The sequence below is a fragment of the Catenulispora sp. EB89 genome (assembly GCF_041261445.1).
In the GTDB taxonomy this organism is placed as follows: Bacteria; Actinomycetota; Actinomycetes; order Streptomycetales; family Catenulisporaceae; genus Catenulispora.
In genome coordinates this window covers 228690-254238 of record NZ_JBGCCU010000014.1, presented here as the reverse complement: position 1 = coordinate 254238, position 25549 = coordinate 228690, and the positions used below count along the sequence as shown (strand labels likewise).

The following is a 25549-nucleotide window of genomic DNA, read 5'->3' as shown; positions in this document are numbered from 1 at the left end:
CACACGGGTCACCACCAAGGGTGAAGACCATCTGCGAGCGAGGAGGCCCGGTGCCGCGCGACGGATCCAAGCAGCCGAAGGAGCCCGACGCGCTCCTGCTTGCCGCCGGCAAGTACTTCCACCGCGGCACCACCTCCCCGGACCTGCACAGCGTCGCCTACCAGGGCGGCCGCGAAGGCGACGTCTTCTACCGCGACCGCTGGAACCACGACAAGATCGTGTACTCCACCCACGGCGTCAACTGCACCGGCTCGTGCCGCTGGAAGGTCTACGTCAAAGACGGCATCATCACCTGGGAGACGCAGGCCACCGACTACCCCTCCGTCGGCCCGGACCGCCCCGAATACGAGCCGCGCGGCTGCCCGCGCGGCGCCTCCTTCTCCTGGTACACCTACTCCCCCTCGCGCGTACGCCACCCCTACATCCGCGGCGTACTGCTCGAACAGTTCCGCGCCGCCAAGAAGGCCGCCGGCGGGGATCCGATCGCCGCCTGGGCCGCGATCCAGTCAGACCCCGAACGCCGCCGCGCCTACCAGAACGCCCGCGGCAAAGGCGGCCTGGTCCGCGCCACCTGGGACGAAGCAGTGGACATCATCGCCGCGGCACACGTCCACACCATCAAGGAACACGGCCCCGACCGCATCGCCGGCTTCTCCCCGATCCCGGCCATGTCCATGGTCTCCCACGCCTCCGGCGCGCGCTTCATGTCGCTCATCGGCGGCACCATGCTGTCGTTCTACGATTGGTACGCCGACCTCCCCGTCGCCTCCCCGCAGGTTTTCGGCGACCAGACCGACGTCCCCGAGTCCGGCGACTGGTGGGACGCCGCCTACCTGATCATGTGGGGCTCCAACGTCCCGGTGACCCGAACCCCCGACGCGCACTGGATGGCCGAGGCGCGCTATCGCGGCCAGAAGGTCGTGGTCGTCGCCCCCGACTACGCCGACAACGCCAAGTTCGCCGACGAATGGCTGCACCCGCATCCCGGCACCGACGCCGCGCTGGCCATCGCCATGGGGCACGTCATCCTCAAAGAGCACTTCGTCGACACCCACAACGAGTTCTTCGACTCCTACGTCAAACAGTTCACCGACCTGCCGTTCCTGGTCACGCTGACCGAACACGACAGGGGCGGCTACTACGTCCCCGACAAGTTCGTCCGCGCCGCGGATCTGGACACCGGCGCTGACGAAACCGCTGACGAGACCGCTGACGAGACCACCGCCGAGACCACCGCCGAAACCACCGCCGAAACCGAAGGCGCCGACTGGAAAACCGTCATCCTCGACACCGCCACCGGCCGCCCCGTCGTCCCCAACGGCTCCCTCGGCTTCCGCTGGACCGCCTCCGGCGAAGGCCGCTGGAACCTGGACCTGGACGACGTCGAACCCCGCCTGAGCCTGCTCGGCCTGCCCGAAGCCATCCCCGCCGAGGTCCTGCTCACCCGCTTCGACACCGACGGCGGCCGGCACGGCCAGGGCCGCGGCGAGATCCACACCCGCGGCGTCCCGGCCGTCCGCCTGCACCCCGGCGGCCCGCTCGTCACCACGGTCTACGACCTGCTCCTGGCCCAGTACGGCGTGGCCCGCGCGGACCTGCCCGGCATCTGGCCCACCGGCTACGACGACGCCACCGCCCCCGGCACCCCGGCCTGGGCCGAGGCGCAGACCTCGGTCCCGGCCCGGCTCGCCGTCAAGATCGCCCGCGAGTTCGCCGACACCGCGACCAAGTCCGGCGGCCGCTGCATGATCCTGATGGGCGCCGGCACCAACCACTGGTTCCACTCCGAGACCATCTACCGGTCCTTCCTGGCCCTGCTCACCCTCACCGGCTGCCAGGGCCGCAACGGCGGCGGCTGGGCCCACTACGTCGGCCAGGAGAAATGCCGCCCCGCCACCGGCTGGGCCACCCTGGCCTCGGCCAACGACTGGTCCCGGCCGCCCCGCCAGGCCATCGGCGCAGGGTTCTTCTACCTGAACACCGACCAGTGGCGCTACGACCAGTTCCGCACCGAAGTCCTCACCTCGCCCCTGGCCTCCGGCGCCATGAAGGGCATGTCCGGCGCGGACTGCCTGGCGCGCGCCTCACGCCTGGGCTGGATGCCGTCCTACCCGACGTTCGACCGGAACCCGCTGGACCTCGTCGACGAGGCGAAGGCCGCCGGGAAGGAACCGGCCGACCACGTCGTCGACGAGCTCAAGGCCGGACGGCTCGGATTCGCCGGCGAAGACCCCGACGCGCCGGAGAACTGGCCACGGGTCCTAACACTGTGGCGCGCGAACCTGCTGGGGTCCTCCGCCAAGGGCGCGGAGTACTTCGCCAAGCACCTGCTGGGAACGCACTCCTCACTCAGCGCCGAGGAAGCACGCGATGACGTGCGACCCCGCGACGTGAAATGGCACCCGGAGGCGCCGCAGGGCAAGCTCGACCTGCTGCTGTCACTGGACTTCCGGATGACGTCCTCGGCGCTGCTGTCCGACGTCGTGCTGCCCGCCGCCACCTGGTACGAGAAGCACGACTTGTCCTCCACGGACATGCACCCCTTCATCCACTCCTTCAGCCCCGCCGTCGACCCGCCGTGGCAGGCGCGCACCGACTTCACTGCGTTCCACACCATCGCGCGGCGCTTCAGCGAACTGGCCGAGGGCCGCCTGGACACCCGGCACGACCTCGTCGCCACGCCGCTGCAGCACGACACGCCCGGCGAGACCGCGCAGCCCGGCGGCGTCGTCCGGGACTGGCGGCTCGGCCAGTGCGAACCCGTGCCGGGCAGGACGATGCCGGCGCTGGCCGTCGTCGAGCGCGACTACACGGCGGTCGCGGCGAAGATGGCGGCGCTCGGGCCGAACGTGGAGAAGCTCGGGCTGCCGGTCAAGGGCCTGAAGTTCGTCCCCGACGAGGAAGTCACCGCGCTCAAGGCGCTCAACGGCACGGCGCGCGGCGGCCCCGCCGACGGCCGGCCGCTGCTGGACACCGACGTCAAGGCCTGCAACGCGATCCTGCACCTGTCGGGCACCAGCAACGGACGGCTGGCCGTCCAGGGCTTCCACCAGCTGGAAAAGCGCGTCGGCAAGGAGTTCGCGCACCTGGCAGCCGAACACGAGGGCAAGCAGATCACCTACGCCGACACCCAGGCCGCCCCGGTCCCGGTGATCACCTCGCCGGAGTGGTCCGGCAGCGAAGCCGGCGGACGCCGCTACGCGCCGTTCACGCTGAACACCGAACACCTCAAGCCCTGGCACACCCTCACCGGCCGCCAGCACTTCTACCTCGACCACGACTGGATCCACGAGTTCGGCGAGGCGCTGCCGGTCTACCGGCCGCCGCTGGACATGAACCGGCTGTTCGGGGAGCCGCGGCTCGGACCGGACGGGCAGAACGAGGTCACCGTCAGGTACCTGACCCCGCACAACAAGTGGTCCATCCACTCCGAGTACCAGGACAACCTGTTCATGCTCTCGCTGTCGCGCGGCGGACAGGTCATCTGGATGTCGGAGAAGGACGCCGCCGCGATCGGCGTGCGCGACAACGACTGGATCGAGGCGGTCAACCGCAACGGCGTGGTGGTGGCGCGCGCGATCGTCTCCCATCGGATGCCGCAGGGGACGGTCTATATGCACCACGCGCAGGACCGCACGGTAGGCGTCCCCAAGACCGAGACCACGGGCAAGCGCGGCGGGATCCACAACTCCCTGACCCGGGTCATGCTCAAGCCGACTCACCTCATCGGCGGCTATGCCCAGTTGTCCTGGGCCTTCAACTATCTGGGGCCGACCGGGAACCAGCGCGACGAGGTCACTGTCATCCGGCGGCGTTCGCAGGAGGTCGAGTACTGATGCGCGTCATGGCTCAGATCGCGATGGTGATGAACCTCGACAAGTGCATCGGCTGCCATGCGTGCTCGGTGACGTGCAAGCAGACGTGGACCAACCGGCGCGGGATGGAGTACGTCTGGTTCAACAACGTGGAGACGCGTCCCGGGCTGGGATATCCGCGGCGGTACTCCGACCAGGAGAAGTGGAAGGGCGGCTGGGAGCTGAACCGGCGCGGCCGGTTGAAGCTGAAGCAGGGCGGGCGGCTGAAGAAGCTCGCTGAGATCTTCGCCAATCCGGTGCTGCCGACTGTCGAGGACTACTACGAGCCCTGGACGTACGACTACGGGAACCTCCAGCAGGCGCCCCTGGGCAACGACTATCCGGTCGCGCGGCCCCGGTCGCTGCTCACCGGCAAGCCGATGGACACCGTGCGCTGGAGCGCGAACTGGGACGACGACCTCGGCGGGGCACCTGAGCATGGGCCTGACGATCCGATCGTGCAGAAGATGCGCGAGGAGATCGGGGAGAAGGTGCGCTTCTCCTTTGAGGAAGCGTTCATGTTCTATCTGCCGCGGATCTGCGAACACTGTCTGAACCCTGCGTGTGTGGCTTCTTGTCCGTCCGGTGCGCTCTATAAGCGGAGCGAGGACGGCATCGTGTTGGTCGATCAGGACCGGTGCAGGGGGTGGCGGCAGTGCGTCACTGCGTGTCCGTACAAGAAGATCTACTTCAACCACCGGACCGGTAAGGCGGAGAAGTGCACGTTCTGCTATCCGCGGGTAGAGGTGGGGCTTCCCACTGTCTGCTCAGAGACGTGTCCGGGGCGGCTGCGGTATCTCGGGGTGATGCTTTACGACGCGGATCGGGTAGCGGCTGCGGCGGAGACTGCTGATGACCGCGACTTGTATGAGGCGCAACTCGGCGTGTTCCTGGATCCGAACGACGCAGAGGTCGCGCGCGCCGCAGAGGCTGCCGGCATCCCTTTTGAGTGGATGGAGGCAGCGCGGCGTTCTCCAGTCCGCAAGCTGATCTGCGACTACAAGGTGGCGCTGCCGTTGCATCCGGAGTTCCGCACTATGCCGATGGTCTGGTACATCCCGCCTCTGTCGCCGGTTGTCGAGGCGGTCTCGGAGTCCGGGTATGACGGCGAGGACGCGGACAACCTGTTCGGCGCAATCGATGCGCTGCGGATCCCGATCGAATACCTCGCTGGATTGTTCACCGCAGGGGATGTGGTTCCGGTACGCACAGCGCTCGGACGCCTCGCTGCGATGCGCGCTTATATGCGGGAGCTGAACCTCGATACTACACCTGAAGTGCCATCGGTGGAGATCGAGGAGATGTACCGGCTTCTGGCGATCGCCAAGTACGAGGAACGCTATGTGATTCCTACTGCGGCGATGGCTGATGCGCACGCTATAGAGGAGGCGGCGCTCGGCGGCGGGTGCAGCGTTGACTACGACAGCGCCGATGGTGAGGCGGACGGTGTGGCCGGGCCGTTCGGGGACGACTCGGGGAAGAAGGCGCTGCCGTTGATATCTCTGGAGAGTTTCCACGCTATGCGGCGGCGGCAGACGGCGGATCGGGAGGAGGAGGTCTGATGGCCGGCCTCTTCAAAGGCTCTGGATCCCACGGCTTCAAAGGTTCTGGATCGCCCGGCGCGACATCGATCAGCCGACGCGACCGGGTGGTACTTCAGGCCTCTGCGCGTCTGCTCGACTATCCCGATGCCGCGTGGCGCGAGCGTCTTCCCTTAGTGCGGTCCGCACTGGAGTCGGCTGGCGGCGCTGCTGCCCGCAAGCTGATCGCTTTCCTCGATCAAGCTTCTTCGACCCCGATGGTCGACGCCTGCTCCCACTACGTCGACGTGTTCGACTTCAAGAACCGGCACAGCCTGTATCTGACGTGGTGGCTCGACGGGGACACGCGGCGCCGTGGCGCGTCGCTGGTCGAGCTGAAGGCCGTGTTCCGGGATGCCGGGTTTCTGTTCACCGAGGCAGAGCTTCCGGACTACCTGCCGGTGGTCCTGGAGTTCGTCGCCGCGAGCGGGGATCGCGGGCTCCTGCTGCGTCACCGTCCCGGCCTGGAACTGCTGAGGCTGGCGCTCGCCGAACACGGCACCGCCTACGCCTCCGTGCTGGAGGCGGTGTGCTCCACGTTGCCGGGCGCGTCGCCGAAGGACCGGGCCGCCGCACGTGCGCTGGCCTCCGCCGGGCCGCCGCGCGAGACCGTCGGGCTGGATCCGGACACTGCGGCGTTGCGTCCGTACGGTCACCTCGACCTGCTGCCCATTCTGGCCCCGGACCGTTAGAGGAGCTCTCGACGTGAAGACGTTCCTTTGGGGCGCGCTTCCCTATGTCGCCGCCGCGATCCTGGTCACCGGCCTGGCGTGGCGCTACCGGTACGACAAGTTCGGCTGGACGACGCGGTCCTCGGAGAGCTACGAGCGGCGGATTCTGAACATCGCCTCGCCGATGTTCCACTACGGGATCCTGTTCGTGTTCGTCGGACACCTGATGGGGCTGTTCATCCCTTCTTCCTGGACGAACGCTCTGGGGCTGACCGAGCACGGATACAACCTGCTGTCCCTGTTCGGCGGCACCGCTGCCGGGGCGCTGGCCGTCATCGGCATCCTGACGCTGATCTACCGCCGCCGCACGACGCCGGCGGTGTTCCGCGCCGCCACCCGCAACGACAAGCTGATGTACGTGGTGCTACTGGCGGCGATCGTCATGGGCCTGGTCGCCAAGCTGACGCACGCCGGCATCCACGCAGGCTACGACTACCGCGCGACCATCGCGCCCTGGGCCCGCAGCCTGTTCGTGCTGCAACCGAAGACCGGCCTGATGGCTCAGGCACCGGTGGTGTTCCAGGTGCACGCGGCGATCGGCCTGCTGCTCTTCGCCCTGCTGCCCTTCACACGCCTCGTGCACATGTTCAGCGCGCCAGTCCAGTACCTGTTCCGCCCGTACATCGTCTACCGCAGCCGCGACCCCCGCGGCCTCTCCGAGGCCCCGGCACGCCGCGGCTGGGAGCGAATCGGGAGCTGACGCCGTGCGGGCTGGCGCACTAGCCTGCGCCCATGCACTCCGACTCGGGGGACGAAGCCACGGACCGGCCGCCCATCAACGCCGACCTCTGGGCCCGACTACTCGCCGGGAACTGCACCCGAGTCGTCGTCCTGAGCCCACCGATGAACCGCAGCATCTTCGAGCTCTACCTCCCCCAGACCCTGGGCCTGAAGCCGCTCCGCCTCATCGAGTACAGCCGCCGCGGCGACCTGGCGACGACAGCCACATCCCTCGCCGCCACCGACCGCTGGATCGCCGAAGGCGAGGAGTGGGCCCCGCACTTCCTGCCCCGCGCCACCGCGATCCTGTCGATCGAAACCCACCGCGTCACCACCATGGCCATCCGCCTCGCCTACCCCGGCCTCGGCACCACGCGCCTCCGCTTCCGCCAAGCCCGCGCCCGCCACCACCAACGCAAGTCGAACCGCACCGCCGGCCCCGCCTACCTCCTCGACACAGCCCTCAACTCCCCCCGCCTCACCACCAACCGCGACCTGAAGCCCCCAACCCTCACCCTCGCCGAGGAACACCACGCAGCCAAACTGATCCGCATCACGTCGAACACGCAGGTACGGGCACTGCGGAAGGTCCGCGCCGGCACCAGCGAGCAGCCGCCGCAGGACTGATGCCGCCGACGGACCACTGAGGCACGCCCGCGCCGGCCACATTTCGCTCGACCAGCGACCACGCCGATAGAAGCGCCGACGAGCCATCCGCAGGTCATGCCCCCGCGCCAAGGCCGAGCTTTGGCCAGTGGTGGCTCAAGCAGGCTAGTGAGCCGACTTCGAGATCTGCGCCAATTGTGCTGGCGAATCTCGAAGTCGGCTCACTAGCGAACGTAAACCACGGGCCATCGTGCCCTGACAAGGCTGAGCTTGACCGGTGCGCGTCTGTGCGAATGTGGCTGTGTCAGCGCTCAAGCCACCGTGCCGAGCCAAGGGCTGAGTTCGACCGGTGCGCGTTGGTGCGGTTGTGGCTGGCGTCAGCGCTCAAGCCACCGTGCCGAGCATGACCGGTGCGCGTTGGTGCGATTGTGGCTGGCGTCAGCGCTCAAGCCACCGTGCCGAGCATGACCGGTGTGCGTTGGTGCGACTGCGAATGTTTGTCCGGTATCAGCGCTTAGTGGGCACCTGGGGTCTAATTGTTCGTTTCGGTGGTTGGCGTCCGCCAGGTGGGGGTGTTTTGGCTGGTGAGTGTTCAGCTAATGACTATGGGGCCTGTTATCCTTGCCACCGGCCACACCCCGGACTCCAGCGCCCGAACCTCGCCGCAGACACCGCCGCCTCCCCACCGCTTGGGGCCCGTTATCCACAGTCGACTCGGCCGACCCGCCCCGACGGACAGGCCGGCCGAGCCCACCACCCGCACCAGCGCTCGCACCAAGCCGCCGCAAGCATCAGCACCCGAGCGTCACCACCAGCGCCGCCACTCACCGAGAGCCGCTACCCCGAGCTGCCAGCCACCAGCCATCAGGCCCCTAGCCATCAACCCCGAGCCGGCTCGCCGCATACCCCGCCGCCACCATCGCGAAAGCCCCCCGCCCCTGCGTCCGGCTCCGCAGCCTCGTCGCGTAGCCGAACACCTCCGCCAGCGGCACCGTCGCCGTCACGACCGCGGTCCGGCCGCGGCTCGTCGAGTCCGTCACCCGCCCGCGGCGGGCTGCGAGGTCGCCGAGGACTGCGCCGACCGTGTCCTCCGGGGTCGTCACCGTCAGTTGCGCGATCGGCTCCAGCAGCGCCAGCCTGCTCGCGCGCAGCGCTGCGCGCAGGCCTTGCGCGCCGGCCGTGCGGAAGGCCAGTTCCGAGGAGTCCTTCACGTGCGTCGCGCCGTCGACCAGCGTCACGTGCAGGCCGGTCACCGGGTGGCCGGCCAGGGGTCCGCTCGCGAGGGCGTCGCGGCAGCCGGCTTCGACTGCGCGGATGTACTCGCGGGGGACGCGGCCGCCGGTGACGTGGGATTCGAAGGTGAAGCCCGTGTCGCCGAGGGTGCCGGTCAGTGGCCTGATGTCCAGGACCACGTGCGCCCACTGGCCCGAGCCGCCCTCCTGCTTGACATGCCGGTAGACGAAGCCGGACACGCCTGACACCACCGCCTCGCGCAGCGCGACCTGCGGTCGGCCGACGGTCACCGCGATCCCCCTCTCTCGCCTGATCTTCTCCACTGCCACCTCCAAGTGCAGCTCGCCCAGCCCCGACAGCAGCGTCTGCCCTGTCTCGGCGTCGGTGCGCACCGACAGCGACGGGTCCTCCTCAACCGCGCGCGCCAGCGCCGCTGACAGGCGGCCGGTGTCGGCGTTGCGGTCCGCCTCGACGGCGACCGACACCACCGGCTCGGAGGTGGTCGGTGCCTCGAGCAGGGCCGAGGCGCCCGGCGCCGCCAACGTCGCGCCCGTCGCCGCGTGCTTCGGCCCGACCAGGGCGACGATGTCGCCGGCCGCCGCCTGCTCGACCTCGGTGTGCCGGTCGGCCTGCACCCGCAGGATCCGGCCGACGCGCTCCGTCCGTCCCGCGCCGACGTCCAGCACCGCGTCGCCCTTGCGCAGCGTCCCGGAGTACACGCGCACGAACGTCAGCCGTCCCGTCCCGGTCGACTGCACCTTGAACACCAGAGCCGCCAGCGGCTGCTCCGGGTCGGCGTCCGTCCGGTCCAGCGGGGAAGGCAGGTAGGCGACCGCTGCGTCCAGCAGCGGCTCGACGCCCCGGTTCTTGTACGCCGCGCCGCACAGCACCACGACGATCTCGCCCGAGGCCGTCAACTCGCGCAGCGCAGCCCTCAACGTCTCCGCAGAGAGACCGGAACGCGAGACGAACTCCTCCAGCGCGACCGCACTCCGCTCAGCCACCGCCTCCTCCAGCACCCGCCGACGCCGAGCAGCCTCCTCGATCAGCGAAGCGGGAACAGCACCGGAGCTCATCCCACCGGAACCAGGATCGGCCCATGTCAGAGCCCGCATACCGACCAGGTCGACGACCCCGACGAACTCCCCCTCGCTCCCGATGGGCATCTGCACCGTCAACGGCACCGGATGCAGCCGATCGCGGATCGAGGAGACCGCCGCATCGAGATCGGCGCCGACACGATCCATCTTGTTGACGAAAGCGATCCGCGGCACCCCGTACCGATCGGCCAGCCGCCACACCGACTCGCTCTGCGGCTCGACCCCCGCCACGGCGTCGAACACCGCGACCGCGCCGTCCAGCACGCGCAACGCCCGCTCGACCTCCGCCGAGAAGTCGACGTGACCAGGGGTGTCGATCAGGTTCAGCCGATGCCCGTCCCAGTCGCAGCTGACCGCGGCGGCGAAGATCGTGATACCGCGATCGCGCTCCTGGGAGTCGAAATCGGTGACGGTGGTGCCGTCGTGCACCTCGCCGCGCTTGTGCACGGCGCCGGTCAGGAACAGCACGCGTTCGGTGACGGTGGTCTTGCCCGCGTCCACGTGAGCCAGAATGCCCAGGTTGCGAACAAGGGAAAGGGACTGGAAACGGCGTGTCGAATCAGCACGCATGATCGGTCGGTCCTTCGTAATCGCTGCCGTGAATCAGGACAGCGCGATACCCGGGCACGGCGCAGAAGCCGAAGGGAAAAGCCCGGGAAAGTGTCTCAGCGCAAGCCGCGCAGCCGGCGCCGAGCCGGCGAAGACACCAGGATCACCTCGAACGGATGCCGGGAAGCCGTGCCATGTCCCCGGACGAACGCGATGGCGATAGCGCCGCGAGCCATGATCCCTCCCCGTCTTCGAAGCATGCGATGGTCCGGGCCGGTCAGCTCCGAACCCGATGCGGTGAGGCTAGCCGATCCCCCGAGACGGCGAAACCGAATTCCGTCACACTGGCGCCATGCGCATCGATCTCTCCGTGGACGGCCACCCGGTCGTCGTCCGGGACCTGGAGCCCGCCGACGAGCAGGCGGTCCTGGCCGTCTTCGACGCCTCCGACGACTGGTTCCTCGCCGCCACCGGCCAGCCCTCGGCGCCCGGCGACGTGCAGAGCGCCTACTACTCGCTGCCCGAGGGCTACGACTTCGACGACAAGGTCCTGCTGGTCATCGAGGCCGACGGGGAGGTCGTCGGGTTCGTCGACGCCCTGCGCCGCTACCCGCACACCGCCTCGGTGGGCATCGGCACGTTCCTGATCCGCCCGGAGTTCCGGCGCCTGGGCATCGGACGCGGCGTGGTCCGCGCGCTGTCGGCCGAGGCCGCCGCGCAGGACATCGCGCAGATCAGCACGCACGTCGCCGAGGGCTGGGCCCCGGGCCGCAAGTTCCTGGCCGCCCTGGGCGCCGACTTCTCCGCGCCGGTCGCGCCCGGCGGCGGGAACCGCACCGTGGGGCCGGCCGAGGGTTCCAGAAAAGTGATCCCCGCCACCCTCGTGATCGGTTGACACGTGACAGGGCCCTGATCGTGGCCGGATCGGCCGGAATCAGGTCCCGGATGTCGGTATCCCGCCGCCGTTCGACGATTTCGACAACCGTGAGCGATTCTCAGATCATCCTCAGTAGCCACTGATAACCCTCTGTGCGATACTCTTCACAAGAACTGAACATTGGTTCCGACCATCGCACGCCTCGGCACCACGAGGTGAAATCAGACCTCTTGCCAGGGGGGAGCATGCGGTCAGCTCTCGACTGGGCGCCGACGCGCGCCCGGTTGCTGCCACCGGACACCACCGACTTCACCGGACGGCTCAGCGAGCTGACGGCTCTCACCGACTCCTCCACGTTCCCCGCACACACCGCCGGTCTGTTCGTCGTGATCGGCGCCGGCGGCACCGGCAAGACCGCCCTGGCCGTGCGCGCCGCGCGGCTGGCCGGGGACGACTACCCGGACGCGCACCTGTACGCCGACCTCGGCGGCTACACCGGATCGCCGACCCCGGTCCCGGACGTGCTGCGCCGCTTCCTGCGAGCCCTGGGCGCCGCCGGCCCGCTGCCGCAGGACCAGGACGAGCTCGTCGGCATGTTCCGCACCGCGCTGGCCGGCCAGCGCTGCCTGGTGGTCCTGGACGACGCCGCCGACGAGGCGCAGGTGCGGCCGCTGCTGCCCACCGGCCCGGACGCGCTGGCCATCGTGACCAGCCGCAACTGGCTCGGCGGGCTGGCCGGGGCGCTGCCGGTGCGGCTCGGCCCGATGTCGGACCCCGAGGCCGCGGCGATGCTGGCGCGCGTGCTGGGCTCCCGCTGGACCGGCACCGAGGACGTGGACGGCCTGCTGGCGCTGTGCGGGCACCTGCCGCTGGCGATCCGGATCGCCGCGGCGCGCCTGTTGTCCCGGCCGCAGATGAGCGTCGACGACCTCTGCGACCAGCTGCGCGACGAGCGCCGCCGGCTCAAGCGGCTCACCGCCGGCGACATCACCGTGCACGGCGTGCTGACCTCCTCCTACGACGCGCTGGAGCCCGGGGACCGCAGGACGTTCCGACGCCTGGCGCTGCTGCGCGGCTACGACTTCTGCCCGGAGGCCGCGGCGCAGGTCGCGGGGATCACCCGGGAGGAGGCGCAGGAGTCGCTGGACCGGATGGCCGACCGCAGCGTGGTCCGCGCGGAGTCCGAGCCGGGACGCTACAGCCTGCACTCGCTGGCGCGGCTGTTCGCGGCCGACCGGCTGACGGTGGATGAGGAGCCTGAGGCGGTCGTGACCGCCGAAGCCGGGCATCTGCGGTGGGTGCTGTCCCGGGTGCGGGCCGCGGCGGATCTGGTGAATCCGCGCATGGTGCGGCTGCCGTGCACGGACGGCGCGGCCGGGACCGACGGCGACACCAGGGCCGGTGCCGGTGCCGGCACCCGTGCCGACGACCCCGACGTGCTGACCCACACCGTCGGCCGCCCCGGGACCCACCCTCCCGGCAGCAGCCCGGCCGACAGCGCCCCGGCGCACCGCGAGGCCGCGCTGGCCTGGCTGGACGCCGAGCGCCACAACCTGCTGACGCTGGTCCGGCACCACCGCCGGCTCGGCGACCCGGCGGTCTGCTGGACGATCCCGGACGCCCTGCGCGGCTACTACCACCAGCGCCGACACCTGCGGGAGTGGACACGCATGGCGGAGATCGGGCTGGCCGCCGCGCGCCACGAGCGGAACCTGCGCGCGCAGGCCGCCATGCACCTGACGCTCGGCATGGCCGGCTTCGCGGCGAACCGGGTCGCGGACGCCGAGGACCACTATCAGCGCACTGTCGAACTCGGGCTGGGCTCGGGCTGGCAGGAGATCGAGGCCGTGGCGTACCGCAACCTGGCCGGGGTGGCGCTGGCGCAGGGCGACACGGCCACCTCGGAGAAGTACCTGTCGCTGTGGGCGGATCTGAACGAGCGGCTGGATCTGCGGCTGAACTCGGCGGTACCGGACATCGACATTCCCGAAGCCGAAGGCCAGGCCGGCGCCGAGAACCTGCCCGCGGCTGCCGAGACGTCCGACGTCCCACAGCCCGGCCACGACGCCGCGGCAGCCGAGGAGTGGTCGGTTCTCAGCCGCCGCGAGCAGACCGTGGCGCGGCTGGTGGTGCAGGGGCTGACCAACCAGCAGATCGCCAAACGGATCCGGTGTTCGCCGGAGACGGTGAAGTTTCACCTGCGGAACATCTTCCGCAAGCTGGAGATCGGGTCGCGTGTGGAGATCGCCCGGTTCGTGCTGGCCTCGGGGGCGCCGAGCTAGGTCGTCGGGCCAGCGGGCTGGCGGGCTGGCGTGCTGGCGTGCTGGCGTGCTGGCGTGCCGGCGTGCCGGCGTGCCGGCGTGCCGGCGTGCCGGCGTGCTGGCCGGCACGGTCAGCCGACCAGCACCTCCAGCAGGCTGAGCTCCACACCGATCCCGCCGACCGCGCCGGAGCGGCGGCGGAACGTGGCCAGCTCCAGCCCGAGCCGGTCGGCCATGACCCGCAGCCGCTCCTTGTTGCCCAGCGTGTTGAAGCCGAGGAACATCCGGCCGCCCGGGGCCAGCAACTTCGGGCCCTGACTCAGGAACCTGCCGTGCGTGGCGTAGTCGCGGTCGAAGAAGGCCCACTGCAGCTCATCCAGGTACTCGAACTCCGGCGGTGCGTCGATGACGTTGGAGTTCCAGTAGATGACGTCGTACCGCTCGCCGGCGTCCAGGGCGTCGAACAGGTTGCTTCGCAGGACTCTGACCCGGTCGGCCACGCCGTGCCGCCGGGCGTTCGCCTCGGTGTTCGCCACCGCGGCGCGGGAGATGTCCAGGGCGGTGACGTGCGCGCAGCCGGCGAGCGCGGCGGTCACGGCGGTGACCCCGGCGCCCGAGCCGATCTCCAGAAACGCCCCGCCGACCGGGAAGGGCAGCCAGGAGGAGAACAGCTCGGTGGAGGCGGTGTGGACCGGGGCGAACACCCCGGGCAGCAGCGTCCAGGTGCGGCCGAGCATGGCGAACTGCTCGGGGCGGCCCTCGACGGCGCCGTGCTGGTCGGTCAGGGCGGCGCCGGCGGCCATCCGGTCGGCGAACTCGATGGTGGCCTGGACCGCGACCTCTCGGGGCGGCCCCGCGACGCCGATCTGGTCGGCGGTCATCTCGGCACCGCTTCGCAGCCGGTACACAGCGGCAGGCGGCCGTCACGACCTTCCTGGAACAACTGGACGAGCATCGGCTTTCTCCTCCGGCACGAGGTGTGCCTGGGCGCCGGCCCTCGCAGCCGGCGCCCAGGGTTGGCCGCCCAGAAACGACTCGCCGCCCCACACAGCGGTCGTCTTGTCGGCCAGCTCGATGGTCCGCTCCCGCGTCGCGGCGGTCCGGGGGGCGAGGATCGCCGGGGCGATCCTCCCGGCCGGTCCGTCCGCGCGCATGGTCAGACCTCTGATTCGGACGCCGGGCGGGCGTCGCGGTCGGCGTCGGGGTCGGCGCCGGTATCGGCCTCGGCGCCGGGCGGCGGCGCCCCGGCTCCGAGGAAGCTGGGCCAGGGCACCTGATTACGGGAGATCAGGACCCTGGCGGTCCTGTGGTCGACCAGCTCGCCGCCTCGCCCCGCGGGGAACGCCACCCCGCCGGACGGTCGGAGACCCGCCACGAACTCCGGGGCGACGAGCCGGTCGTCAGAGAGCAGCTCCGCACCCGGGCGGCCCGGCGGCGGGACCTGGATCAGCGGCTCGCCCTCCGCCGATCCGTTCACCCGCCGGACGTATGCCGGGAACCCCAAGCCGGGGCGCGACGGCGGCACCAGAACCTCACCGTCCTGCCCGGACCGCACCACGGGGTGCGCGGTCGGGGACAGGAACCGCCGGAAACCCGACGGCAGGGCGCCTTCGCCCTCGGCGGTCTCCTCGGTGAGCTGGTCGCCGATGATGAGCTGACTCATGTGGATCAGCTTCGTCCCGACCGGCGGGGGCGACAACTGCCCGTTGGGGTAGGCGGGGGTCGCGGGGCCGGCCGGGTGGGTGACGGGCGGAGGGCGGTGATCACCTACCCGAACGGGTGGGTGTGAGTGCTCTGCGATCTTCTTTAGAGTCCTGACACGCAGCGGTTGTCGGGCAGCACTTTGCCGGGCAGCGCCCCGGAGCCGCCGGGGCCGGCGCTCCCAGCGCGCCGACCCCGGCTGAAGCCGCCACGCGTTCGGAGCAACGACTGGTGTCCGCCACAACCCGGAGCGGCCCCGCTTTGTCGCGCCGAACAAACCGCGGAACTGCGCGTAACGCAGCCGGGCACCCGGCGTTTGCCAAGCGTGGAGATCAGGGAAGCGGACATCGCCGCCATGGGCCGAGCCGAGCTCGAAGAGCTGATCGACCGCGCGGTGCGCCCGGACGTGCCGCTGCGGGTGCTGTTCGCCGCCCTGGACCGGTACACCGAGCTGCTGCGCCCGGTGCTCGACGACGAGCCCCTGCCGGGCTCCGGGCCCGGCGGCGGCGCCGGCGGCGGGTCCCGGGAACCGCACCCGGGTTCGCATCCGGGTTCGCATCCAGCTTCGCACCCGGGTTCGCAGCCCGGATCGCACCCGGGTTCGCACTCCGGAGCTCACACCGGAGCTCACACCGGAGCCCACGCCGCCCCGCGCGCCGGGGCCCACACCGGTCCCGAGGCGCCGTCGCTGGCGATCCCGGTCGGCCCGGGAGCACCGGCCGTGACCGGACTGCTGGGAGTCACCGGACCCCCGGCGGCGCCCGGACCGCCGGGGCCACCGGGCCCACCGGGACCGACGCGTTCTCCGGAATGACAATCCGTTGAACATCGCGGCCCCCATGATCACTCCGTCTGATCGGCCTCTCTTGCCCGCGCCGGGTCGGCCCTCTTAGCCTGAACTGCGCCCCGGCGGAAAACGAGAGAAGTGCAGGGATCTGGTCAGAACGTGAACGCGATCCGGTTTCAGGTCCTCGGTCCGCTGCGGGGCCTTCGCGGCGAGGAGGAGCTGGCCACGGGGAGCCCGCAGCAGCAGGCCATGCTGGCCGCGCTGTTGCTGCTGCCGGGCCGGACCGCGAGTTCGGCGGAGCTCATCGACGCCCTGTGGGGCGAAGAGCCGCCGAGCCGGGCGCGCTCCATCCTGAGGACCTACGCCTGGCGCTGGCGGCGGGTGCTGGACCCGGAGTCCGCCGACGGCGCCGCGTCCGAGGTCCTGGTCTCGCTGGCCGGCGGCTATCGGCTGGCGCTGCCGGCGTTCGGAAGCGGCGGCGCGGGCTCCGCGCCGGGCTCCTCGCGGGGCGCGACGGACGGGTCGGCCGAGCCCGCCGGCCCGCCGCTCGGCGCGCCGGCCGCGTTCGACGGCTCCCGGTTCGACGGCACCAGGTTTGACGGGACCAGGTTCGACGGCTCCGAAGCCGAGAGCCTGCCGGTCGACGCCGAACAGGCCGAGCGCTGGGCCTCCGACGCGGACAAGGCCGGTGCCGAGGGCCGGCCGGAGCAGGCTCGGGAGCTGCTCCGGCGGGCCGTGGACCTGTGGACCGGGGTGCCGTTGGCCGGGGTCCCGGGGCCGTTCGCCGAGCGGCAGCGCCGGCGCTTCGCCGAGCTGCGGCTGAGCCTGCTGGAGCGGCGGATCGCGCTGGACGTGGAGCTGGGGCGCGGGGCGTCGTGCGTCCCGGAGCTGCGGGCGCTCAGCGACGAGTTCCCGCTGCGGGAGCGGCTGTACGCGCTGCTGATGCGGGCATTGTCGCAGTCCGGACGCCAGGCCGACGCGCTGGCGGCGTTCACCGCGGCCCGCCGCCTGCTGATCGGCGAACTCGGCGTCGAGCCGGGCGCCGAGCTGCGCGCGGTGCACGCCGAGGTGCTGGCCGGCGGATCGCTGTCGCCGAGCCCGTCGAGCCGGTCAAGCCGTTCGGCGCTGCCGCCCGCCGCAGCCTCATCCTCCATGATCCCCGCAGGTCAGAGCACACAAGACAAGACTCCTGCGGTCCCGCGTCCGGCCCAGCTCCCCCCGGCCGAACCGGACTTCGTCGGCCGCGGCGCGCTCGCCGAACGGCTCGGCGCCGAGCTGAGCTCCATCGAGCACAAGTACGCCGCGCCGGCCGTCCTGGCCCTGGCCGGGATGGGAGGCGTCGGCAAGAGCACGCTGGCCCTGCACATCGCGCACCGGGCCCGGCCCGCCTTCCCCGACGGCCAGCTCTACGCCGATCTGCACGGCACCGGCGCCTCGCCGGTCCCGCCGCAGGCCGTGCTGGAGGACTTCCTGCACGCGCTGGGCGTCCCGGCCCAGGAGATCCCGGAGGGCACGGCGGCGCGCTCGTCGCTGTTCCGGACCGTGCTCGACGGCCGCCGCCTGCTCATCGTGCTCGACGACGCGGCCAACGCCGCGCAGGTCAGGCCCCTACTGCCGGGCGCCGCCGGCTGCGCGGTGCTGGTCACCAGCCGGGCCCGGCTGGTCGCGCTGCCGAAGTCGGCGCAGGTCTGGCTGGACGTGTTCGACGACGAGGAAGCGCTCGGGCTGCTGGGGCGCGTCGCCGGCCCCGAACGTCCGCACGCCGAACCCGAGGCGGCCCGGCTGCTGGTCGACGCCTGCGGACGGCTGCCGCTGGCGGTCCGGATCGTGGCCGCGCGCCTGGCCGCGCGCCCCGCCTGGACCGTCGCCTCCCTGGCCGGACGGCTGGCCGACGAGCGCTCCCGGCTGCGCGAGCTGCGGATCGGCGAGCTGGCGGTGGCGCCGGCGTTCGAGGTCGGATACCAGCAGCTGACCGCGCTCCAGGCCACAGCCTTCCGGCTGCTCGGGGCGGTGGAGGCGGTGGAGATCGGGCTGCCGGCCGCGGCAGCCGTACTGGCGCTCCCGGAGGCGGACGCCGAGGCGGTCCTGGAATCGCTCGTGGACGTGGCGATGCTGGAATCCCCCGCCGAGCACCGCTACCGGCATCACAGCCTGCTGCGGGACTTCGCGCACGGCGCCGTCGGCGACCCGGACCGCGCGGCGGCCGAAGGGCTCGCGGCGCGCTCGCGGCTGCTGCGGTTCCTGCTCGCCGGGGCGTGCGCGGCGTTCGAGTCGGCGGTGCCCGGGGACCCGATCCGCGAGACGCTGGCGCCGCAGGGCATCGGCGAGTTCGCGTTCGACTCCCCCGCCGCCGCGCGCGCCTGGGCCCGCGGCGAGGCGGCCACCGCCGCGGAGCTGACGGCGCGGATCGCGACCGAGGCGCTGGGCGAGGGCGCGCAGGCCGCGCGGTATCGGGAGCTGGTCCCGGCGGCCATCAACCTGCTGATCGCGATGAGCCCGTTCGGTCCGGGGCCGTGGGGCCGCAGGACGGCGATCGCCGTGCAGGACCTGGCGCGGGCCGCCGAGCGGGCCGGGGACGTGCGCGGGCAGGGCCGGGCCTGGTTCCTGGCCGGGAACACCGCACTGGCCGCCGGCCGGTTCGACGAGGCCTCGCAGCACGGCCGGTGGGCGCTGGAGCTGTGCACGCTGGCCGAGGACCCGGTGATCGCCCGGCAGGTGCTCAACGACCTGGGGGTGATCGCGCACGGCCGCGGCGCGTACGACGAGGCCGCGGGCCTGTTCGGCGAGGCGGTGGCGCTGGCCCGAGCGCTGGGGCACCACAGCGGCGAGGCCGGCTCGCTGTTGAACATGGCGGTGTCCCGGCTGCGCGCCGGCCGCGCCGCCGAAGTGCTCGCCGACTGCGAGGGGATGCTGGCCTCGGCGCGCGAGCGCGGGGACCCGGCGACGGCGGCGCAGACCCGGTATGTCAGCGGCCTGGCACTGGCGGCCCTGGCGCGTCCGGCCGAGGCCGCGGAGCGGTTCGAGACGGCGGCCACGGACTGGAACACCCTGGGTGCGCTGGACCGTGCCGCGCGGGCCCGGTTCCAGCTGGCCAAGGCGCTGCACACGCTCGGCGCCGACGAATCCGCCCGCGACCACGCGCACGCCGCGCTGGCCGAGTTCGAGGCCGACGGACACGCGGCCGATCAGCGAGCAGTGCGCGCGCTGCTCGCTGATCTGGACGTGGCGCGGGACTGACGTCACGTCCGGGTGGGGCGGCCGGGTGTTGGCCGTCGGCCGTCGGCGGTTGGCGACCGGGCCACCGAAACCGCCCGCCGTCACACTGCTGTCGCCGACACCGCTGCTGTCGCACTGCTGCTGTCGACAGCGATGCGAGCCCCGGAGCCCTGGAACCCATGGCCCGGCCCGCTTCGGCGAACCCCGGTGGGGCCGCGTTCGCCGAAGCGGCCGGCGCGCAGCGCGTCGCTCAGGACGCCTGCGCCGGATGCCCGCCTTCGGGGACCATGGTGTTCCAGTCCAGAACGTCGCCGGTCGAGGCACTGTGAGTCCCGGCCGGACGCGCCGCGGCGTGCTCGGCGGCCGCCGTGGTGGCCAGGGCAGTGGCGCCGAGGGCAGCGGCGATCGCAAGCCTCGACAGGGCGGGGTGACGCCGGGGAGCCATCGTGTTCCTTCCGGGGGGACGAGCGGTCCGCCCACCTTGCCACAGTCGGCGTCTACATACGATCTACGGCCTGCTCGGCCGTCGATCGGCGGTGGCGTAAAACCGTTGAAGAGCCCCAAAACGTCCGCCGCCGCCGACCCCGGCCCGACCGATCCCAAACCGTTACACGTGCCGCACCCTGGGCATCGCGTCCCCCTCACACCGGCTGTCACGCAGGAGTTCTGCAATACCTTGACGCTCCGTGGCGGAAACGAGTTACCGTTTGCCCCGGGGGTTGGGGTGAATCCTTCCAGGCGGAAGCCCTAACATGCTGTTCCGGCTCGGGCATGACAAAACAACGATTCTTGATGGGGGTCAGCGAATGCAACCGCTGGAAGCGGGGGATCCGACACGCATCGGCCCATATGCCATTCTCGGCGTGCTCGGCAGCGGCGGCATGGGGAAGGTCTACCTCGGCCGTTCCACAGGGGGCCGGACGGTGGCGGTCAAGGCGGTGCGGCCCGAACTGGCTGACGACGCCCAGTTCCGTCAGCGGTTCCGCAACGAGATCGAAGCCGCCAAGTCCGTCTCGGGGGCGTTCACGGCGGCGGTCGTCGACTCCGACACCGAGGCGCCCGTGCCCTGGTTCGCCACCGCGTTCATCGCCGGCATCTCCCTGGGGGACGCCGTGGCGCGTTTCGGCGCTCTGCCCGAGACGGCTCTGCGCACGTTGACCGCCGGCCTGGCCGAGGCCATCACGGCCGTGCACCGCGCGGGGATCATCCACCGGGACCTGAAGCCGGCGAACGTGCTGCTGGCGCTGGACGGTCCGTACGTCATCGACTTCGGCATCACCCGCGCCACCGAGGGCACGGCGCTGACCACGGCCGGCACCGTGATGGGCTCGCCCGGCTTCATGTCGCCGGAGCAGGCCTCGGGCGTGCGCGTGGGTCCGGAGACGGACATGTTCTCCCTGGGCGCCACCCTGGTGTACGCCGCGACCGCGCGCAGCCCGTTCGGGGACGGGCCGACGCCGGCGCTGCTGTACCGCGTGGTGAGTCAGGAGCCGGACATCACGGGGGTCCCGGACTCGCTGCGCGACATGATCTCAGCCTGTCTGCACAAGGAGCCGGCGCGCCGGCCCACCACGCAGCAGATCCTGGACTACCTGGACGCCAACGCCCCGGCGCCGACCACCGGCGGCTGGCTGCCCCCGCACTACACCGACGCCATCGTGCAGGCCAGCAGCGTCATGACGCACATGGGCATCAACTCCGGCCCGGCCAACCACATGGGCGGCCAGGCCTCCGGGCCGGGCACGCCCCCCTACGGCGCGCCCGGCTACCAGGGCCCCGGCACTCCCCCGCAGGGCAACAACACCTACGGGGCGCCGGCCTACGCCCCGACCGCGCAGAGCGGCATGATGGGCGTCGGTCCCTACGGCCACGGCCCGAACGGCCCGAACACCGGTCCGCAGCAGCAGAGCGGTGGCGCCGGCAAGCTGAGCCGCCGCGCGCTGTTCGGCATCGTCGGCGGCGGCGTGGTCGTCCTCGGCGGCGGCGCGACCGCGATAGCCATGTCGGGCGGCTCCAGCAACAAGCCGAACACGCCGGTGGCGAACGGCACCACCACCAGCGGCGGCAGCACCGGCCCGTCCTCCCCCGGCGGCAGCAGCGGCCCCAGCAGCCAGTCCTCCGGCGCGCTGAGCGGACCGACCAACAGCGCACCGATCCAGGACCCGAACACCGCGGCCTCGGCCCAGCTCGGCGGCGCCCCGCAGGCGAACCCGGCCTGGAACCAGACCACCAGCGACCAGATCTGGGGCAGCGCCATCGGCCAGGACGCGGTCCTGCTGATCGGCACGGACAAGACCCACGGCCTGAACAGCCAGGGCAAGCCCAAGTGGAACGACATCACCTGCGGCAGCGGCACCATCGGCATCATGACCGCCACCGACGGCAACACGGTCTACTGCACGGGCCTGGACGGCACCGGCGGCGACCCGCTGTTCGCCATCGACATCGAGAGCGGCAAGGTCCTGTGGACGCTGCCGCAGTTCGACAACCAGTGGCAGGCGCAGGGCGCGGCGGGCGTCAACGGCAACCTGGTGATCGTCTCGGCCAACGTGAACGTCCAGGGCGACGGCCTGTTCGCGGTCGACAAGAACACCCACAAGGTGGTGTGGAAGCAGAACAACGCCGACATCGGCGCCATCCACGTCCCGCCGACCGGCAAGTACATCTTCACCGGCCACGACTCCTCCAGCTCCGACACCGACTCCACGATCACCTGCCTGGACATCACCACGGGCAACAAGGTCTGGCAGGTCTCCCGCAAGAGCGCCACGCTCGGCGGCGCCGGCTCGGACCCCTTCGCCTACGCCAACGGCTACCTGATCGCCGGCGGCGACAAGCTCACCGCCATCGACCCGGCCAGCGGCAAGACGGTGTGGCAGACCCAGGTCGGCGACTCCACCCTCGGCGGCAGCATCGCCAACCACCCCTTCACCGACGGCAGCGGCCGCGTGTACGTCACGGCCGACGGCTACCTGGCGGCGGTCGACTCCAAGAACGGCAAGGTGCTGTGGCAGTCCTCGCTGGCGGCCTCCGACCAGTTCCAGGTCGACGGCGCCACGGCCACTGCTGACGGCCAGGTGTACGTCGCGGACTACAAGCTGGCGCTGTACGCGGTCGACGCGAACAGCGGCAAGTGCAACTGGTCGTACTCGAACTCGCTGATGGCGGGCCAGAACGTGTCGACACTGACCGCCGGCGGCGGGAAGGTGTACTACACGTCGGGGCAGGCTGTGCTGGCGTTCAACGCGAACGGGAAGTAGCGGGATGTAGGAGGCCGCGGCTGCGCTTAGGCGCATAGGCGCGGGTTCTTCGGGCGGCGTCCGGTCCTTCGGGGCCGGGCGCCGCTGGCGTTGCCGGAATCAGGTGAGTTCGACTCCGAGTTCGCGGCGCAGATGAAGCCGCAGCGCCTCTTCGAGCTCTGCCGGCCACGGCGCGTCGGTGGCGGCGGCGAGTTCCCGCGCGACCGGCAGAAACAAACGCGCACACGCCATATGCGCCTCCAGCACGCTGTCATGCGTCGCCTCGGCCGTCGGCAGGTCCGTCAGCTGCCGCAGCCGCTCCGGCGGAAGCAGGCCATTGAGATGCAGCGCGCCGCCGCGGTCCTCGACCGCCACGTCCTCCAGGAACAGCTGGACGATCAGCCCGCGCAACAACCCGGCGCCCGACACCCCGACCACGTGCTCCCGGCGCCCGAGCACCACCGGAAGCAGTCCCATCACCCGCAGGAACTCGGCGGTCAGGGCGCTGATCCTGGCCGGGTCGGGCGCGGTCGGACCGCCGGGCGGCGCCAGCCGGTCGTTGAGGCCGGCGCGGTCGAACAGCGGCTGCACGGTGCTGCTCGTCCGGTGCGCCACGTCGTCCGGCACGCCGATCGAGACGTCCCAGCGCCGCCAGTCGGGCGTGATGTGCAGGAAAGTGCTGCCGAAGACTCGCTGCCTGAGCACCGAGGGTGCGATGCGGTCCGAGAGCTCCGGCCACTCATCGACGAACGCAGCCTTGGCCTCAGACTCGACGACGAGCCAGAGGTCGAGATCGCTGTGCCGGTCAGCGGTCCCCCGCGCGTGGCTGCCCAGGAGCCAGGCCGCGAGGATGCGCGGCTCCGACTCCAGCACTTCGACGATGTGGTCCAGGAACGGCTCGGGCACGCGACAGCTACCTCCGTCGGCTTCGATGCACTCCCCGCGCCCCCACCGGCACGGCGACCGCCGCCAGCGCCGCCGCCGCCCCGAACCAGGCGGCACCCGGCCAGGGCGGTACCGGCGACGGCGGACGCGAGGCCGCGTCGACCCGCGTGATCGGGCTTGACGACGACCGCCTCAGCGCGAGCGTGATGGTCACGGGCGCCGCCGAGCCGCTCTGAACCTCCGACGGCACCGGCGAGACCGGCGCGGATGTCGGTGTGGGCGCCGACGATGAGGCCGCAGCCAGCTTCGATCCCGATCCCGAGCTTGATCCCGAAGGCGAACTCGGCCCCTGACTCGAACTCGGCGCCGAGCTCGGACCCGAGCCCCGCCCCGAACCCGACCCGCCCCCGAGCACCCCCACCGGCGCGGCCTTCCCATCGACCTCGAAAGCCCAGTCCATCAACCGCGCCGCCTGATCGAAAATGTCCGTCCCGCCGAGCATCATCGTCTCGATGACCGTGTGACCGTCGCGCGTCGCGGCCCCGACATACGTGTGGCCGGCCTTCGTCGTCAGCCCGCCCTTGATGCCGATCATGCCCGGATACGCCTTGACCATCGGGTCGTGGCTGGTGAGCGTGAGCGTCGTGCCCTTCGGCCCGGGGAACGTGGTCTGCTTCAGGTCGCAGTACTGGCGGAACGCCGGGATGTGCAGGCCCGCGCGGGCGAACAGCGCGAGGTCGTAAGCGCTGGTCAGCTGCCCGTCCTGGTCGTAACCGTCGGCGTCGACGACCGTCGTGTCGTGCGCACCGAGGCTGCGCGCCTTCTGCTGCATCGCCGCGACGGTGGCGTCCAGCCCACCGGACAGGTGCGCCAGCTCCGCGACGGCGTCGTTGGCCGACTCCACGAACGTCGCGCGCCACAGGTCGGCGATGGAGTACGTGACGCCGGCCGTCATCCCCACGACGCTCCCGTCCGGCTCGGCGGCGAAGTCCGAGGCCTGCGGCGTGATCTCCCGGTTCGGGTCCAGGCGCGGGATGAGCGTGTCGGCGGTCAGGACCTTGAGCGTGCTGGCCGGATAGAGCTCACGGTGCGGGCTCTGCTCGGCGAGGATCTGGCCGGTGTCGTAGTCGACGACCACGTAGGAGGCGACGTCCACGTCCGGGGGCGCCGGCACGGAGGCCGGTATGGCCGCTCCTGGAGCCGCTCCCGCCGACGGCACCACCGCCGACGCCGTGACGACGGCGCCGAGCAGGACGAGCACACGGAACCGGAGGCTCACGACCACACGCGGGACCGTATCAGCGCCCTTCGGCGAGATCAACGCCGACGGGATCACCGTCGCCCAACTGTCACCGTCACTGTTCCATTGACACTGTCATATGACAGTGTCATCATCAGTCCCGTGAACGGTGACTCGGCGACCTGGACCATCGACCGGCTGGCCCGGCTGGCCGCGGCGGCATTGGCGGCCGGGGCCCCGATCCCACCAGTCCCGACGCAACCCAACGGCCGGATCAGGGAGGTGCCCGACGTGCGGACCATCCGCTGGTACACCTCCATCGGCCTGCTCGGCCGCCCGGCGGCGATGCGCGGCCGGACCGCGCTGTACGGCCGGGCGCACCTGGCGCAGCTGGTCGCGATCAAGCGGCTGCAGGCCGAGGGGCTGACCGTGGCGGCGGTGCAGGAGCGGCTGCTGGGTGCCGACGCGGCCGCCATCGAGGACATCGCCGGGCTGCCGGCCGATCTGGACGATCTGGACGGGCTGGCGGCTCAGATCGAGGCGGCGGGTGAGCCGGCGACCGCGAGCTCGAAGCCGCACCGAGAAGGAGCGCAGACCGCTGCTCGGGCCCGCTTCTGGGCGACGCCGGCGACGACGTCCGCTGACGAACCATCCACCCTCGACGCGCCCGCCGGCTCAGCCGTACGCGCCACGCCCGCCAGGCCCGCCAGGCCCGCCAGGCCCACCACGCCCGCCACCCCCGATGCCGCACCACCAGCCCCCGTCCACGGCATCCGCCTCGCCGCCGACGTCACCCTGCTCCTCCCGCCCGGCCGCGTCCCCGACGCCGCCGCCCGCGCCGCCATCGCCGAGGCGGCCGAGCCGCTGCTGGCCCTGCTGGACCGCCTCGGCCTGTCCGAGGCCTGACACACCTGACACCCGCACACACAGATGCACAGATGCACAGAAGCGCTGAGACACAGAGGGGGAA

At 71.4% G+C, this 25549-nt stretch carries 17 protein-coding genes; 11 read left to right on the top strand and 6 right to left on the bottom strand.

Annotated features, from left to right (window positions below; all coding sequences use genetic code 11):
* Positions 1–50: 50 nt before the first annotated feature.
* From ABH920_RS28200 to ABH920_RS28180, 5 genes are read left to right on the top strand one after another with little or no spacing between them, the layout of a single operon-like run.
* Entirely contained in the window at positions 51–3836 is a 3786-nt protein-coding gene (locus ABH920_RS28200) for a nitrate reductase subunit alpha (protein WP_370352173.1), read from the top strand.
* Positions 3836–5416 carry a nitrate reductase subunit beta gene (gene narH, locus ABH920_RS28195; RefSeq protein ID WP_370352172.1) on the top strand — a complete coding sequence of 527 codons (1581 nt, stop codon included), beginning with the start codon at positions 3836–3838 and terminating at the stop codon, positions 5414–5416. The genes ABH920_RS28200 and narH overlap by 1 nt, the downstream gene beginning before the upstream one ends.
* Positions 5416–6126, top strand: a complete 711-nt coding sequence (narJ, locus tag ABH920_RS28190; protein WP_370352171.1) for a nitrate reductase molybdenum cofactor assembly chaperone — start codon at positions 5416–5418, stop codon at positions 6124–6126. The genes narH and narJ overlap by 1 nt, the downstream gene beginning before the upstream one ends.
* Before the next feature lie 13 nt (positions 6127–6139).
* Entirely contained in the window at positions 6140–6865 is a 726-nt protein-coding gene (narI, locus tag ABH920_RS28185) for a respiratory nitrate reductase subunit gamma (protein WP_370352170.1), read from the top strand.
* Positions 6866–6897: 32 nt separating this feature from the next.
* The gene (locus ABH920_RS28180) at positions 6898–7512 is read left to right on the top strand and encodes a hypothetical protein (protein WP_370352169.1); all 615 of its coding nucleotides are present in this window, start codon (positions 6898–6900) and stop codon (positions 7510–7512) included.
* Positions 7513–8363: 851 nt separating this feature from the next.
* Here the strand turns inward: ABH920_RS28180 and fusA are convergent.
* On the bottom strand, positions 8364–10394 hold the full coding sequence (gene fusA, locus ABH920_RS28175) for an elongation factor G (protein WP_370352168.1): 2031 nt from the start codon (positions 10392–10394) through the stop codon (positions 8364–8366).
* A 331-nt stretch (positions 10395–10725) separates the two neighbouring features.
* Between fusA and ABH920_RS28170 the strand changes: the two genes are divergently transcribed.
* Entirely contained in the window at positions 10726–11268 is a 543-nt protein-coding gene (locus tag ABH920_RS28170) for an N-acetyltransferase family protein (RefSeq protein ID WP_370352167.1), read from the top strand.
* Positions 11269–11495: 227 nt separating this feature from the next.
* Positions 11496–13532: a LuxR C-terminal-related transcriptional regulator gene (locus ABH920_RS28165; RefSeq protein WP_370352166.1), complete on the top strand. Its 2037-nt coding sequence runs from the start codon at positions 11496–11498 to the stop codon at positions 13530–13532.
* A gap of 110 nt (positions 13533–13642) precedes the next feature.
* Here ABH920_RS28165 and ABH920_RS28160 read toward each other — a convergent pair whose 3' ends face one another.
* Together ABH920_RS28160 and ABH920_RS28155 are read right to left on the bottom strand one after the other, a co-directional pair.
* Entirely contained in the window at positions 13643–14392 is a 750-nt protein-coding gene (locus tag ABH920_RS28160; RefSeq protein ID WP_370352165.1) for a methyltransferase, read from the bottom strand.
* A gap of 275 nt (positions 14393–14667) precedes the next feature.
* Entirely contained in the window at positions 14668–15174 is a 507-nt protein-coding gene (locus tag ABH920_RS28155) for a hypothetical protein (protein WP_370352164.1), read from the bottom strand.
* A 363-nt stretch (positions 15175–15537) separates the two neighbouring features.
* On the opposite strand from ABH920_RS28155, the gene ABH920_RS28150 reads away from it, so the two are divergent.
* Positions 15538–16026, top strand: a complete 489-nt coding sequence (locus tag ABH920_RS28150; RefSeq protein WP_370352163.1) for a hypothetical protein — start codon at positions 15538–15540, stop codon at positions 16024–16026.
* A 222-nt stretch (positions 16027–16248) separates the two neighbouring features.
* A complete protein-coding gene (locus ABH920_RS28145; protein WP_370352221.1) occupies positions 16249–19236 on the top strand; it encodes a BTAD domain-containing putative transcriptional regulator in 2988 nt (995 codons plus the stop codon).
* A 229-nt stretch (positions 19237–19465) separates the two neighbouring features.
* Here ABH920_RS28145 and ABH920_RS28140 read toward each other — a convergent pair whose 3' ends face one another.
* Positions 19466–19660: a hypothetical protein gene (locus ABH920_RS28140; protein ID WP_370352162.1), complete on the bottom strand. Its 195-nt coding sequence runs from the start codon at positions 19658–19660 to the stop codon at positions 19466–19468.
* A gap of 361 nt (positions 19661–20021) precedes the next feature.
* Between ABH920_RS28140 and ABH920_RS28135 the strand changes: the two genes are divergently transcribed.
* The gene (locus ABH920_RS28135; protein ID WP_370352161.1) at positions 20022–22475 is read left to right on the top strand and encodes a PQQ-binding-like beta-propeller repeat protein; all 2454 of its coding nucleotides are present in this window, start codon (positions 20022–20024) and stop codon (positions 22473–22475) included.
* A gap of 99 nt (positions 22476–22574) precedes the next feature.
* Here ABH920_RS28135 and ABH920_RS28130 read toward each other — a convergent pair whose 3' ends face one another.
* Positions 22575–23360: a nucleotidyltransferase domain-containing protein gene (locus tag ABH920_RS28130; protein ID WP_370352160.1), complete on the bottom strand. Its 786-nt coding sequence runs from the start codon at positions 23358–23360 to the stop codon at positions 22575–22577.
* 7 nt (positions 23361–23367) lie between these two features.
* Entirely contained in the window at positions 23368–24624 is a 1257-nt protein-coding gene (locus ABH920_RS28125) for a D-alanyl-D-alanine carboxypeptidase family protein (RefSeq protein ID WP_370352159.1), read from the bottom strand.
* A 117-nt stretch (positions 24625–24741) separates the two neighbouring features.
* On the opposite strand from ABH920_RS28125, the gene ABH920_RS28120 reads away from it, so the two are divergent.
* A complete protein-coding gene (locus ABH920_RS28120) occupies positions 24742–25485 on the top strand; it encodes a MerR family transcriptional regulator (protein ID WP_370352158.1) in 744 nt (247 codons plus the stop codon).
* Positions 25486–25549 lie beyond the last annotated feature (64 nt).

Coding starts and splice junctions, on each gene's coding strand:
- ABH920_RS28140 (WP_370352162.1), bottom strand. CDS start 19,660: ATGGCTCCCCGGCGTCACCCCGCCCTGTCGAGGCTTGCGATCGCCGCT.
- ABH920_RS28180 (WP_370352169.1), top strand. CDS start 6,898: ATGCACTCCGACTCGGGGGACGAAGCCACGGACCGGCCGCCCATCAAC.
- ABH920_RS28135 (WP_370352161.1), top strand. CDS start 20,022: ATGCAACCGCTGGAAGCGGGGGATCCGACACGCATCGGCCCATATGCC.
- ABH920_RS28170 (WP_370352167.1), top strand. CDS start 10,726: ATGCGCATCGATCTCTCCGTGGACGGCCACCCGGTCGTCGTCCGGGAC.
- ABH920_RS28155 (WP_370352164.1), bottom strand. CDS start 15,174: ATGAGTCAGCTCATCATCGGCGACCAGCTCACCGAGGAGACCGCCGAG.
- narJ (WP_370352171.1), top strand. CDS start 5,416: ATGGCCGGCCTCTTCAAAGGCTCTGGATCCCACGGCTTCAAAGGTTCT.
- fusA (WP_370352168.1), bottom strand. CDS start 10,394: ATGCGTGCTGATTCGACACGCCGTTTCCAGTCCCTTTCCCTTGTTCGC.
- ABH920_RS28145 (WP_370352221.1), top strand. CDS start 16,249: ATGCTGGCCGCGCTGTTGCTGCTGCCGGGCCGGACCGCGAGTTCGGCG.
- ABH920_RS28160 (WP_370352165.1), bottom strand. CDS start 14,392: ATGACCGCCGACCAGATCGGCGTCGCGGGGCCGCCCCGAGAGGTCGCG.
- narH (WP_370352172.1), top strand. CDS start 3,836: ATGCGCGTCATGGCTCAGATCGCGATGGTGATGAACCTCGACAAGTGC.
- ABH920_RS28165 (WP_370352166.1), top strand. CDS start 11,496: ATGCGGTCAGCTCTCGACTGGGCGCCGACGCGCGCCCGGTTGCTGCCA.